This window comes from Virgibacillus senegalensis (assembly GCF_000821245.2).
Taxonomy (GTDB): domain Bacteria; phylum Bacillota; class Bacilli; order Bacillales; family Amphibacillaceae; genus Sediminibacillus; species Sediminibacillus senegalensis.
In genome coordinates this window covers 1,256,312-1,269,071 of record NZ_LN611424.1, presented here as the reverse complement: position 1 = coordinate 1,269,071, position 12,760 = coordinate 1,256,312, and the positions used below count along the sequence as shown (strand labels likewise).

General features: G+C 42.9%; 16 protein-coding genes and 1 pseudogene. 5 read left to right on the top strand and 12 right to left on the bottom strand.

Annotated elements, in window-relative coordinates; genetic code table 11:
• Nucleotides 1-202: 202 nt before the first annotated feature.
• Nucleotides 203-550, top strand: a pseudogene (locus BN1067_RS10335) (transposase); the annotation flags it as partial.
• 154 nt (nt 551-704) lie between these two features.
• Here BN1067_RS10335 and BN1067_RS10330 read toward each other — a convergent pair.
• The 4 genes from BN1067_RS10330 to BN1067_RS10315 all read right to left on the bottom strand — a co-directional run bounded on the left by BN1067_RS10330 (nt 705) and on the right by BN1067_RS10315 (nt 2,833).
• The gene (locus BN1067_RS10330) at nt 705-1,067 is read right to left on the bottom strand and encodes a HesB/IscA family protein (protein WP_053218775.1); all 363 of its coding nucleotides are present in this window, start codon (nt 1,065-1,067) and stop codon (nt 705-707) included.
• 104 nt (nt 1,068-1,171) lie between these two features.
• Nucleotides 1,172-2,026, bottom strand: coding sequence for a diaminopimelate epimerase (gene dapF, locus BN1067_RS10325; RefSeq protein WP_053218774.1), 855 nt, complete (start codon nt 2,024-2,026; stop codon nt 1,172-1,174).
• 91 nt (nt 2,027-2,117) lie between these two features.
• A complete protein-coding gene (locus tag BN1067_RS10320; RefSeq protein WP_053218773.1) occupies nt 2,118-2,357 on the bottom strand; it encodes a YuzB family protein in 240 nt (79 codons plus the stop codon).
• A 155-nt stretch (nt 2,358-2,512) separates the two neighbouring features.
• A complete protein-coding gene (locus BN1067_RS10315) occupies nt 2,513-2,833 on the bottom strand; it encodes a YuzD family protein (RefSeq protein WP_053218772.1) in 321 nt (106 codons plus the stop codon).
• A gap of 313 nt (nt 2,834-3,146) precedes the next feature.
• Between BN1067_RS10315 and BN1067_RS10310 the strand changes: the two genes are divergently transcribed.
• Nucleotides 3,147-3,368: a NifU family protein gene (locus tag BN1067_RS10310; RefSeq protein ID WP_026569583.1), complete on the top strand. Its 222-nt coding sequence runs from the start codon at nt 3,147-3,149 to the stop codon at nt 3,366-3,368.
• A 416-nt stretch (nt 3,369-3,784) separates the two neighbouring features.
• Here BN1067_RS10310 and thrB read toward each other — a convergent pair whose 3' ends face one another.
• From thrB to BN1067_RS10285, 5 genes are all read right to left on the bottom strand, one after another.
• Nucleotides 3,785-4,681, bottom strand: coding sequence for a homoserine kinase (thrB, locus tag BN1067_RS10305; RefSeq protein WP_053218771.1), 897 nt, complete (start codon nt 4,679-4,681; stop codon nt 3,785-3,787).
• Nucleotides 4,678-5,739: a threonine synthase gene (thrC, locus tag BN1067_RS10300; protein ID WP_053218770.1), complete on the bottom strand. Its 1,062-nt coding sequence runs from the start codon at nt 5,737-5,739 to the stop codon at nt 4,678-4,680. Before thrC ends, thrB begins: the two co-directional genes overlap by 4 nt.
• Nucleotides 5,740-5,741: 2 nt before the next feature.
• Nucleotides 5,742-7,037, bottom strand: coding sequence for a homoserine dehydrogenase (locus tag BN1067_RS10295; RefSeq protein ID WP_053218769.1), 1,296 nt, complete (start codon nt 7,035-7,037; stop codon nt 5,742-5,744).
• A 145-nt stretch (nt 7,038-7,182) separates the two neighbouring features.
• Nucleotides 7,183-8,148, bottom strand: coding sequence for a 2-hydroxyacid dehydrogenase (locus tag BN1067_RS10290; RefSeq protein ID WP_053218768.1), 966 nt, complete (start codon nt 8,146-8,148; stop codon nt 7,183-7,185).
• Between the two features lie 20 nt (nt 8,149-8,168).
• Nucleotides 8,169-9,137: a protein kinase family protein gene (locus BN1067_RS10285; protein ID WP_053218767.1), complete on the bottom strand. Its 969-nt coding sequence runs from the start codon at nt 9,135-9,137 to the stop codon at nt 8,169-8,171.
• Between the two features lie 138 nt (nt 9,138-9,275).
• Here BN1067_RS10285 and BN1067_RS10280 point away from each other — a divergent pair, with 138 nt between their 5' ends.
• Entirely contained in the window at nt 9,276-9,785 is a 510-nt protein-coding gene (locus BN1067_RS10280; RefSeq protein ID WP_053218766.1) for a phosphatidylglycerophosphatase A family protein, read from the top strand.
• A gap of 452 nt (nt 9,786-10,237) precedes the next feature.
• On the opposite strand, the gene BN1067_RS10275 is transcribed toward BN1067_RS10280, so the two are convergent.
• On the bottom strand, nt 10,238-11,008 hold the full coding sequence (locus tag BN1067_RS10275) for a TIGR01457 family HAD-type hydrolase (RefSeq protein ID WP_053218765.1): 771 nt from the start codon (nt 11,006-11,008) through the stop codon (nt 10,238-10,240).
• 90 nt (nt 11,009-11,098) lie between these two features.
• Nucleotides 11,099-11,536, bottom strand: a complete 438-nt coding sequence (locus BN1067_RS10270) for a DUF86 domain-containing protein (RefSeq protein WP_053218781.1) — start codon at nt 11,534-11,536, stop codon at nt 11,099-11,101.
• A gap of 140 nt (nt 11,537-11,676) precedes the next feature.
• Between BN1067_RS10270 and BN1067_RS10265 the strand changes: the two genes are divergently transcribed.
• Both BN1067_RS10265 and BN1067_RS10260 read left to right on the top strand, forming a co-directional pair.
• Entirely contained in the window at nt 11,677-11,949 is a 273-nt protein-coding gene (locus BN1067_RS10265) for a DUF3055 domain-containing protein (protein ID WP_234400666.1), read from the top strand.
• A gap of 87 nt (nt 11,950-12,036) precedes the next feature.
• Nucleotides 12,037-12,327, top strand: coding sequence for a hypothetical protein (locus tag BN1067_RS10260; protein ID WP_053218764.1), 291 nt, complete (start codon nt 12,037-12,039; stop codon nt 12,325-12,327).
• A gap of 32 nt (nt 12,328-12,359) precedes the next feature.
• Here BN1067_RS10260 and BN1067_RS10255 read toward each other — a convergent pair whose 3' ends face one another.
• A complete protein-coding gene (locus BN1067_RS10255) occupies nt 12,360-12,632 on the bottom strand; it encodes a YutD family protein (RefSeq protein ID WP_053218763.1) in 273 nt (90 codons plus the stop codon).
• Between the last annotated feature and the right edge of the window lie 128 nt (nt 12,633-12,760).

The following is a 12,760-nucleotide window of genomic DNA, read 5'->3' as shown; positions in this document are numbered from 1 at the left end:
AATCGCTTATCGGTGGATGCTTGCCGCGGGCACGGCCTCAGCTAACTTGGTCAAGAAGATCACTTAACCAAGTGGATCTTCGGCTCGCGCTGTTCCCGCAGGCGTCACCACCGAACGCTCATCGTGGAATCAACAGAGGGTAAACGAAAAAGAAGTGACTTTCTTTGAATTCTAAAAGAAAGTCACTCTTTTTTCTTGTACACTGAAAACCATCTATATGTCTGATGGGGATCTCGTGGAACGAGCTCAGGTCGACATGTCCTTCAAGTATTTCCTTGCAATGGCACCAGAAGATGACGACATTGATCCCAGCTTATTAGCTTACTTCCGTCGTAAACGTCTGAAAGACCCAAACCTTTTAGATTTCCTGATTGGAAAAACCGTAGAGTTCGCGCTTGAGAAAGGCGTGATCCAATCGAAGTCTCTCATCCTTGATGCGACACACACAAAGGCTCGATACAATCAAACATCCCCTCAAGAAGTATTGCGTAGCCGTTCTAAGAACGTCCGTAAAATGATTTATTCTATCGATGAATCCATGAAGAAAAAGAGGGCACAAATCATTGAAATTAGATAAAAAGCGGTCTGAATGGAAATTAACTTCCATTCAGACCGCTTTTTTTAAATTCTACTTTTCAAAGACCTTCAGTTTTTCAGTGGCCACACTTTGCGTCGAGGGTTTATCATGAATGTTATGTTGTTCGTTAACAATTCGGATCAGGTGTTCCTGCATTGGTTGCTGTTTTAAAAGAAGAGCCACAGCCACAGGACACGATAGCATTCGGGTTATCGATGGTGAATCCGCCGCCCATCATGTTTTGTTTGAAATCAATTGTTGTTCCTTCGATTATTGGAATATCCTGTTGATTGATGACTAAAGGAATGCCATTGCTTTCCTCCACTTTATCAAGCTCCGGATTGATTTCTTCATCAAATCCCATGGAATAAGACAAACCGCTGCAACCTCCGCCCTTCACGCCGAAACGAAGGCGAACGTTGGCAGCTTCCTCTTCTTTCATCATTTCTTTAATTTGCAGACTTGCATTGTCTGTTATATTAATGGTCATACAATGCCCTCCTATATTTCCGTCTTCCCTTTGCTTTACATCCGTAAGACTTACAGTTCAATTCGTCTCTTTTAGTATACTAAGGAATAGGGAATCCTTCAACATTAACGCTTCCAATAAAAGGTTCCTTGGGTAGTGATCTCCGCTTTTCCGCGCATCCACACATGCCCATCTCCGGCCCATTTGATGAACAAGTCTCCACCGCTTAAATGGACACAAATCTCTTCATCCTTTTGGGCATACCCATTAAGTATGCTCGCTACAGCGGCGGCACAAGCACCGGTTCCGCATGCCTGTGTGACTCCCGAACCTCTTTCCCATACCCGGAAGTGTATTTCTGTTTCCGATACCATCTCAATGAATTCCACATTGATTCCTTCCGGGAAACGCGAATCATTGGTAATTAATGGACCCAAATCATAAAGTGGTGCTTGTTCGATGTCTTCTACAAAAAACACGGCGTGTGGATTTCCCATGGAAACAGCCGTTAATTCCAAAGGATGATGACTTACTTCAAATGCTTCCGAAATGACGGTGCCATCATTTCCAAGCATCGGAATGGCCTGCCTGTCTAAAATCGGCTCCCCCATATCGACGGTTACCTCTTCGACGACATCCCCTGCTGTAAATACTTCTGCTGTAACATTACCAGCCCGTGTCTCAATAACAAACTGAGGTTTATCCACCAGTTTATTCTCATAAGCATATTTTGCCACACAACGAAGACCATTCCCGCAATTTTTTCCTTCCGAACCGTCCTTGTTGAATATCCGCATACCTACGTCAGCCTTATCTGTTGGATGAATCAGGATTAAACCATCAGAACCTATCCCGGTATTGACATCAGAAACCTTCTTAGCTAATTCTTCCAACAACGATTCTTCCAAGTTAAAAGTAAATAAATTCAAAAAGATATAACTATTACCCAATCCATGCATTTTTGTATAAGGGATTTCCATGTAGATCACCTAACCTCACTAAGTCACTGGGACTGCATTATAAGAAAAAGTACGCCATCGCTTCCTTTTAAGCAGGTGCGATGGCCTTCCTTCAAAACATTGGGTTCTCTTCAAGATACTGATACACTTTGTCTACGAGTTCTTCTGGACTATCAGCTGTAACAGGTTCCCCGTTTACGATTGCGACTAAATACTGAGAACATATTCCGCAAAAACTTGTACAACCGTATTCCAAGACATCGAGATAAGGATCCTTGTCCAGCTCTTCCATTGCCTTTTGGGAACCGCTCACTATATTATTGATACAAAACTCGATCGTTGGATTCAACAAATCTTCTCAACCTTCTCCCTTTACTCAAACCTAGCAAAATTTTCTAATCCTGTGGTTCCGGATGAAAGTCTCACCTTCAGGTATCTATCCTGCTAAAATCTAATCTTATCATAGTCAAACGATACCAGACAATATTTCCCCAACCGATAAGAATTTTAGCTTATCCCGTTTTCTTCCAGTGCTTGAAATACTTTTTTGAGCCGCGGGTTTCCTTCATCCACCAATTCATCATTTATTAGTACTACAGGGTAAAAAAACTCTTCGTCCTGGACTCGTCTGGCGAAGTCAATATGCTTTTTTTCATTGGGAGGCTTAAAGATATCAATATATTCATATTCGATGGTTGCCTCCTGGTATTTCCGCGCTATCGCAGCCTGCAGCCACTCATATGTTTCAACCGATCTAGGAGCATTGACACAGCTAGCACAAATCTGATCGGCTCCATAGACCGTCAGTTTCACTTTCTGATTATTCAACTGCTTTTCCCCCTTTTTTCTTTTGTGTACATTGTTAAAAACCGCGATTTAACCTTATACCATCCCTCGGAAATGTAGATTTTTACTCGATAGTATAATCACCACCGGAAAGAGGGAGCTTTTATAAAATGGAATAAATGGTTTCTTCCATTGTCATTATACAAAATTTTACCCGGATATTTTACAAATTCAACTTTAAATTATACAATAAAGAAAGATAAGCCTAATTGAGAATCAAAATCATTAATTGATAGATTTTTTAATCAAAACCATCTATAATAAAAAGTGGAATCAGGAAAGGAGAAGATGGATGATGCAAGAGCAAGTACAAGAAGTTTTGAATAAACTACGTCCATTTTTATTGCGTGACGGCGGAGATGTCGAATTGGTAGATGTAGATGAAGGCATTGTACGTCTTCGCCTAATGGGAGCGTGCGGTAATTGCCCAAGTTCAACAATTACGCTAAAAGCTGGAATTGAACGAGCTCTCATGGCCGAAGTCCCAGGCGTAACGGAAATCGAACAAGTATTTTAAACACTGCTGAATAACTTCAACATAAACAAAAACGAAGGCAGCTGACCGTTTCAGCGTGTACCTTCGTTTTTTTATGGTTTCTATTCTGCAAAACATATTGGAAGTTCGACCAAACTTCGGACACATCATCGCCCAACGTCAGCACACCCCTATGAAGGGGCATGTTTCCTTTATCTCCCCAGCAATCGATTGTTCGGACTAAGCCCGCCGTGTTGCACGGCAACGCCGAACCATCCCCGTTGTGGGGGGGGCGCAGTTTATACGTCGCTGTTCAAGGCGTTTCCGCTTTTCTTGTCCAGCTACTACGCCTAGCGACTAGTAAACTTCCCTTGCCTCTGTACGATAAGTCAACATCGTCGCTTTCGCTCCGTGTTTCCTTTATCTCCGACGGCGCGCTCCAGTTTATACGTCGCTGTTCAAGGCGTTTCCGCTTTTCTAACTACCATGCCGTTGTTGTCTACTTGGAGTTTCAGCCATTGGCAGGTCGGGAATTGATTTTTCCATTCGGCAATGCTGGAATCGGGACAGTCTTTATCTGCCAACGCAATAACAGTAGGTCCTGCTCCGCTTAAGAACAAGCCATGTACTTTGTCTTGTAAATAGGTTTGCAATGATTCAAAATGCGGTACCAGTTTTTTTCGATAAGGCTGATGGAACAAATCCTTATTCATCATTTTACCGAGCAGTGACCAATTTTGCTGGCAAATAGCTGCTACGCTTACGTTTGCCATGCTGCTGGCATGCACACTTGTCTGGAAAGAAAACTGCTGAGGCAATGCTTCCCGTGCTTTCTTCGTCTTAAGTTCAAATTCAGGGATGACAGCAATAAGCGACACATTATCAAATGGCAGCTTTACACAATCCACATCCTCTTGGTAATGGCCAATGACGCACCCCCCAAGCAGGGAAGGTGCGACATTATCCGGGTGGCCTTCAATTGCAGTTGCAATTTCCAGTTTGTCGTGCGTATCAAGTCCCAAATCAAGCAGTTGGTTGGCCAATTCAATACCAGCCAACGTGGCTGTTGCACTGCTCCCCAATCCTCTGGCAAGCGGGATATCACTTTTCACCTTCACGCGACATGGAGGTAATTGATCGACTCCATGCTGCCTTGCAACTCTGGCAGCGATTTGGTAGACAAAATTATCTTTATCAGGCGGAAGACTCTCCAGTGTTTTCGAGGTAGGAATAAATTCCCACTCCCCTGCTTTTTCTACCTCCAGCTCCAAATATAAATTCAATGCCAACCCGATGGAATCAAACCCAGCCCCCAAATTGGAAGTGCTGGAAGGAATTTTTATAGCGAAACTCATACGAGAACACGGCCTTTGATTTCCTCCGCAATTTTATCTTGATCATTCGGAAGCACTTTTGGTTTGATGGTACTGTAATCAATCGCTGTATTGGGATCCTTCAGTCCATTCCCCGTTAATACGGTAACAATAGTCGTTCCCTTTTCCAGCTGGTTTTGTCTGGCAGCCTTGAACAAGCCTGCCACTGATGCACAAGATGCAGGTTCAGCGAATATTCCTTCATTGGCTGCAAGCCATTGATAAGCGGCAATCATTTCTTCATCTGTTACTTCATCAATCTTTCCCTGTGACTCATCTCGAGCCTGGACGGCTCCCTGCCAGCTTGCAGGATTGCCAATCCTGATTGCAGTCCCTACTGTTTCCGGTTTTTCAAACACACGGTCGTGGACGATAGCAGCAGCTCCGCTCGCCTCATAGCCCATCATTTTAGGAAGTCCGGATTGATGCCGTTCGTTATATTCTTTGAAGCCTTTCCAGTATGCCGTGATATTACCTGCATTTCCTACCGGGATAAACAGGTAGTCAGGAGCTGTTTCCAGTGATTCACACACTTCGAAAGCTGCCGTTTTCTGCCCTTCTATCCGGTACGGATTAACCGAATTCACCAATGTGATATTTTGCTCGTTGCTAATTTTCCGTACTGCCTTCAATGCATCGTCAAAATTTCCTTCGATCGAAAATACCTCTGCACCATACATGACAGCCTGCGCAAGCTTTCCTTGTGCGATCTTTCCTTCCGGGATAACAACCATGCATTTCAGACCAGCTCTGGCCGCAAAAGCTGCAGCTGATGCACTTGTATTTCCGGTCGAGGCACAAATTACAGCATTGGCACCCTCCTCCAGCGCTTTGGCTATAGCCAGTACCATTCCTCGATCTTTAAAAGAACCGGTGGGATTGGCCCCCTCCACTTTTGCGAATACATTGACCGAGAGCTGCTCAGAAAGCTTATCCAGCTTGATCAAAGGGGTATTCCCCTCTTGTAAGCTAACTTTGGGTGTGTTTTCATTTATCGGCAAATAATCCTCATATTGCGTTAACAATCCCTGCCAAGCCATGTTCATTCCTCCCCTTCCACTCGATAATAACTGATCACCCGTTTGACAACCTCCAGACTGTTGAGGCTGTCTAAACTGTCCCTCAACTGCTGCCTGCTTGTATGGTGTGTCACCATAACGATTTCCGCTGTATCATCTTTGCTTCCAGGAAGCTGCAGTATTTTCGCAAAACTAATATTTTGATCGGTAAATACATTGGTCAGTGCCTGGAAGGTTCCCGCCTGGTCATCTGCTTCCAGCCTGACAAAATAACGGGAATGCTTTTCAGAATCGTCCTTTAACTTCGTTTGGAATTGTGGTGTGATATACGAGTTTCCGCTGATGCCGAGCCTGATGTTTTTTACAGCCTCCATTAAATCGGAAACAACGGATGTAGCTGTAGGCATACTGCCTGCTCCCGGTCCATAAAACATCGTTTCTCCGACCGCTTCCCCGTGAACATATACAGCATTGAACTCATTTTTCACCAAGGCAAGCGGGTGATCATGCGGTAATAGAGTAGGTTCGACAGTAACTTCGACTTTGCCCTCTTCCATAGAGGCGATTCCGATGAGTTTCACCACATATCCTAAACGATTGGCAAATAAAATATCTTCCTGTGTGATCGAAGTTATGCCTGCGACTTCGACAGCACTCAAATCAATATCCATCTTAAAAGCCAAATTTGCCAAAAGAGCCATCTTACGGGCTGCATCCAATCCATCTACATCTGCAGCTGGGTCTGACTCCGCATATCCAAGTTCCTGCGCCTCTCTGAGTACGTCGGAAAATGTCCGCTGTTCGTCTGTCATTTTGGTCAAGATATAATTGGTGGTCCCATTGACGATTCCCATCATTTTTTGAATCCGATCAGAAGCTAGTCCGTCTGTCAGGGAACGTAGAATCGGAATTCCTCCGGCTACGCTTGCTTCATAAAATATATCGCACTCGTTTGCTTTAGCAATTTGATGAAGCTTTTGTCCATGAACAGCCATTAAGTCTTTATTGGCGGTAATGATATGCTTTCTGTGTTCTAAGGCATTTTCTAGCAGCTCGTAGGTAGAATCAATTCCTCCCATCACTTCAATGATGATATCGATTGCCTGATCACCGACCAGGTCATCCGGATCTGTAGTCAAAACACCAGAGTCTACTTGGATGTCCCTTGCTTTATCCAGCGTATGTACAAGAATTTTCTTTACTTCCAGTTCACACCCAAGTTTATATTTGATTTCTTTTTGATGGTTTTGAAGAATTTTAATTACCCCTGACCCTACTGTACCGAGGCCGCACAACCCTATGTTGATTTTATCTTTCATTTCTCCGCCTCCTCGTGTGTGTATTAAAGATACACTTGTTTATCTATAGAGGACATTATACGCTCCTGCCTCCTGATTAGCAAGGCGGATTTTGAATTTTGTGATAACAATTCTTTCTATGTTTAACATGGTTTTGATGTTCCCCTTATACAACAGGGGATTTGGCTTTGCTTCCATTTAACACACGCTGGATATTTTCGAAACACAACTCTACCATTTTCTGTCGGGTTTCTTTAGTGGCCGAGCCTATATGTGGAAGACAAGTTACCTGATCCAGGGATAACAATGGATGACTGGAATCGATCGGCTCTTCCTCAAAGACATCCAGACCGGCAGCGGCTATTTCTCCATTAACCAAAGCTTGATACAATGCTTTTTCATCAGCATTTTTACCTCGGGAAGCATTGATAAAAACGGCACTTGTTTTCATCTTGGAAAAAGCATTCTCGTCAAACATATATTTGGTCTCCTCTGTCAAAGGTGCCAAGCAAACAACATAATCAGCCTGTTCCAACAGTTCATCAAACGCTGCATATTTGACTCCAAGGGACGCCTCTGCCTGCTGCTTTCGGGATCGATTATGGTAGAGAACATCCATTGAAAAACCGAGTGCTCTCCGTGCAACCGCTTCTCCGATTCTTCCCATGCCGACTATTCCTAATGTTTTATGGTGAACATCGGTGCCGGCCATTAAGAAAGGAGCCCAGTTTTTCCACAGTCCCTGTTTAATAAAAGTGTCTGCCTCCACAACCCTTCTTGCTGTCGCCATTAGCAAGGCAAAAGTTAAATCGGCTGTCGTTTCCGTTAGTACATCCGGGGTGTTACTAACCGTTATCCCCACGGCTTTGGCTGCCTCCAAATCAATATTGTCATAACCGACAGCAAGATTAGCAACAATCTTCAAGTGATCGGCCTGTTCAAGCAGAGGACGGTCGATTTGATCGGAAAGCATTGTCAATACGGCATCTGCACGTTTGATTTCTTTTGCCAATGTTTCGTGATCGACTGGTTCTTCTTCAGAACCCCACATGGTAATGTCCAGCTTTTCACGAAGTGGACTGATAATTTCTTCCGGTAGCTTTCTCGTCACATATACGTATGGCTTCGTCATGGTAAACAAATCTCTCCTTCTCACCAATCTAATACTGGAATATGTAAAGCCTTGGCATCTAAGCCCAGGTCATCAAAAAAATTTCTCATTTTTTGCTCATATTCCGGCTGGCTCTCCAAAAGCTCCACATATCCTCTGTAAGTAATTTCGGGGTCGGAACTCGAAATTCCTGTTTCAATATAACCGAATAAATGAACAGGTAACAGCAGACGAGCATAAATCAAGCGCCAACTGAAAATGGAGAGCGACCTGATGGATTGATAACCCGACAAAAAGCGTTCCACTTCCGGGTGAGCATTCGGCCGTAAAAAAAGGAGCCGCAGATGCTCAGCAATATCTCTTGCAGCGTGATCATATACTATTTCATCAGGCCAAATTGGATGATTCTTCATTTGACCACTGTATCGTTGAAAAGTGAATGTCCCTCCATCCCCTTCATTAAAACGCTGTTCGGATTCCGTCTCCTGCAAATATTGAAGTGCATTTTCCGTACATCCGCTGACATATGGGTAGGTATCGATGAATAGGCGCTGAAAGCGAGAGACAGGCCGCTCGTTATGTTGTTGTTGATAGATCGAGTCAAACAAAGCGAGCTTGCTGATCCACAGCTGCTTCCAATGACCATATGCCACTGCTTCAACAGGTTGATAAGGATAATCAATCCCCATTTGGTGAAAAGTAGCCAAATCAGCTCCATGGTCTGAGTATTCCCGGTCATCAGCAAGACTGCAATGTAATACAATATAAGACTTGCCGCCATACTCTGTAACCAAATCCCCTTGCTTGTTCGCTATCGGGACAGCAAAATGCGCGTAACCATTTTGCCAAAAATATTCACCGATCACTTTTTGTTCGAAATATCGGTTATCATTGGCTGATTTTGGTATAATAAAGAAACAATTATTTTGCTGGCGGTACCCTTTGACTCCATTAATGGTCGTTTCGCTTCCTTGAAAATCATCTACGTATTCAGAAAGAAGTTCCAGCATGGATCACGCTCTCCTTTTTTTTGCTTTTAGTTCAGCTTATGAATACCAGGAGGAAATTCGAACCTGTATTTTTGATTTATCGAAGCTGGCATAGGGTATAGTAAGGAGTAGAAATAATGATAAGGATAGGTGTCTTGAATGGAGAATAATACGAAGAAATCTGCGTTAGAACAGAAAGCAAGGTCATGGCTCGTCGACAGGGGGGTAACCATGGACGACATTGCCGACCTTGTGTACTACTTACAAAATAAATATCACGAGGACCTTACATTGGAGCAATGCAAACATCATGTCGACCGGGTTCTAAGCAAACGGGAAATCCAAAACGCCATCCTGACAGGCATCCAGTTAGATGTATTAGCTGAACAGAAAAAACTGGAGGAACCACTTCAACATACAATCGAAATCGATGAAAGCTTATATGGAGTAGATGAAATCATCGCCTTCTCCATTGTAAATGTTTACGGTTCTATTGGATTTACCAACTATGGTTACATCGACAAACAGAAACCAGGTATTTTGAAAAAGCTAAATGATAAATCTTCTGGTGAGTGTCATACCTTTTTAGATGATATTGTCGGCGCGATTGCTGCTGCGGCATCGAGCAGGCTTGCCCACAGTTCGATCGACGAAAAAGACATCGATTAATTGTTTTTTCAGATGGTACATTTCATGTATGAATGCAAAATTAAAAAGACGCTGGTATTAGCGAGGCCACTGAAAAACTGAAGTCTATGATAGGTAGAATTTAAAAAAGCGGTCAGTGCGGAGATTAATTTCCACACTGACCGCTTTTCGTCTAATTTTTAGAGGTTTGTGGCCTCTATTCCTTCACGGAAAAACTTTAATTTATAAAGGAAATCACTCTTTTTAAATTGGTCTCTGTTCCTTCCACGAGGAGCGATCGGTGGTGATGCCTGCGGGAACAACATGAGCCGAAAATCCACTTGGTCAAGTAATTTTCTTGACCAAGTTAGCTGAGTCCGTGCCCGCGGCAAGCAACCACCGACAAGCGATTCGTAAAAGCAACAGCAAACTTTGACAGCACACCTCTAGGTTCAAAGGACTTTTTCAGTAGTCTCGTATAAGCGTCTTTTTTTTCATAAGTTATCCAGCCACTCTTTTAACGTTTGTACCGTATAGGTGGGCTGTTCAGCATATGTCTTTAATTGCTCCACGGTTGTCAATCCGGTAAAGACCATTAGGGTATCAAGACCAGCTTTCATACCAGCCAAAATGTCTGTATCATAATTATCTCCAACCATCAATGTTTCCTCACGTAAAGCGCCAAGTGCTTTGATTGCCTGATCCATAATTCCGCTCTCCGGCTTCCCGATGACCAGAGGCTGCTTCCCGGTACTAGTGGAAACGACAGAAGTTATGGCTCCATTTCCAGGTAAAAGACCTCGCTCGGTCGGAATGGCGATATCACCATTGGTAGAAATGAACTGAGCACCGTTTCGAACATTCAAGCAGGCCTTTGCCAGTTTCTCATAATTTATATCTCGGTCGATACCGATCACTACATAATCGGCGTGCTCATCGGCAATCGTCAGTCCTTCTTGCCGGAGGGCTGTCAACAGCCCTTCTTCCCCGACTGCATAGACTACTGCATCAGGATTCTGCTGTTTTATATAAGCTGCAGTTGCCATACTTGAAGTAAAGACTTCATTTTCTTCAGCTGAAATGCCCATTCCATTCAATTTGTCCGCAATCTGGCTCTGCGTCAAGGAGGAATTATTGGTCAAAAATAAATGGGGAAGCCTTTTGTCCTTTAGCTTTTGAATAAAAGCCGGGGCATCTTCAATACATTGCATTCCTTTGTACATTGTTCCATCCAAATCGACTAGATAGGCTTGATAGTTCTTCATATGGTTTCCCCTTTCTTTCCTGCTGTTCCAACGTCCTATTTAAACTCATCCTATCGAAAAAATCCTGCCTTTGGGGACAGGATTTTCCACCTAATTGCCGGAAAAGGTGTTAGCGACACCGGTTTCATTATCAAGAAAATCATTGACCCTCGAACTAAACATTTCGATTGACACGTAATTTGTTTTGATTACCCGCAAAATCTCTTCATGATCAATATTTAAGTAATCTTTTATTAGCATCTTTCTCAGTTCAATCACTTGTTTGTATCCATCCGCTTCTTCTGCAGGGAGTACCGTTTCATCCACCAGTATATCAATGATATCGGAAAAGCTTCCAGGATCACGCATAATGAATCCATCAATGATCATATTACCAACATCCAGCATCGATTCAATAATCATATGCGACATTCTTTCAAGGCTCAGCTTTTCCAAAAAAGAATCGTAAGAATGTTGATCAAACTCATTCAACAGCCCATCCATGTATAATAAATGACGTTCAATTAAACTTCTGTCTACAAAATACAAAGCCATATCCCTCCCGAACAATTAAACGATTCGTCCTTATCATATCATACATTCACATTCTATACAGGATTCGGTTTAAAAGCAAAAGGAACTTTGCTATGATGAAAACAGCTATAAAGCTTACTATAGGAGGAATTAGATTGGCGGAAGAACGAATGATTATTAAAGATGAAGTCCAAGAAGTAAAAACACGGTTCATTAGCTTTAAAGCAAATCATCAGCGGTTTGATTTAGCACTTATCCATTCTAACAGATATCAGGGGAAAACCTTGATTATCGACTTAGGCGGAAATCGGTTCACGGTTATGAATAAGGAGGAAGCTGCCAAAAACGGCAATCTCGAACATGCGTTCAACCTAAACGAAGTCCGGGCGGAAGAATTGAGAAAGTTTTTAGTGGAAGTCCTTGATTGAAGTAGCAAGAAGGAAGTTTCTGGTGCTTTTTCTTCTGTATAAGGACGCCTCCCTTCAGCCAAGCTATTCCTAAGGGAGGTACAGTTAATGAAAAAAAAGCAGCGAAAAAAACAGCAATATTCCGATGTCTCCACCGTTGAAGATAGAAGAAATTTCCTTGCAGCTGAAGAAGTCCCCGAAGGTCCCTATGGATCACCGATCAATAAATTTGAACCGGTAGAAAACAAAAGTACTCCTTGGCACGAAGAACAGCGCTTCCACAGCGCCTTTAACTTCCCTGATAAAGACTTTCATGAGGATTTGCCAAGACAGGTGGAGCCTGCTCATCCACCGCACGACCATAAAGGCGACATAGAGCCGCAGGAAGAACAGCACTAGTTCTTTCTGTGGCTCTATTCATGTGTTAGTTACTAATCAATACGCTTTAATACAAAGTAGGCGCATCCAAAGTTGCAATATTCATACAGGTAATCATCAAGCGTACTTATTTTTGAATCAAAACCTGCTTTCGGATTTTGATTATCGTAAAAACCTTTCAACCGGAGCTGTTCGTAGCCCCAATCACCGACGATAAAGTCGTATTTGCTTAAAATATCACTAAAACGCTGGTTTACCGCATCTTCCTGAAATCCATCTTTCACATTTTCCACAAGTTCGTATTTTTTTCCTTCGATTTCAATCATGACACCCACTCCTTATGCCTGGTTCTAGTGTACCACATTTTTTCGCTTAGAAATATGCCCCCGTTTTTTCCCAGCATGAAACCAAAAGAAAATCACCAAACTAACACAAGGGGAAAACAACAAGCAAA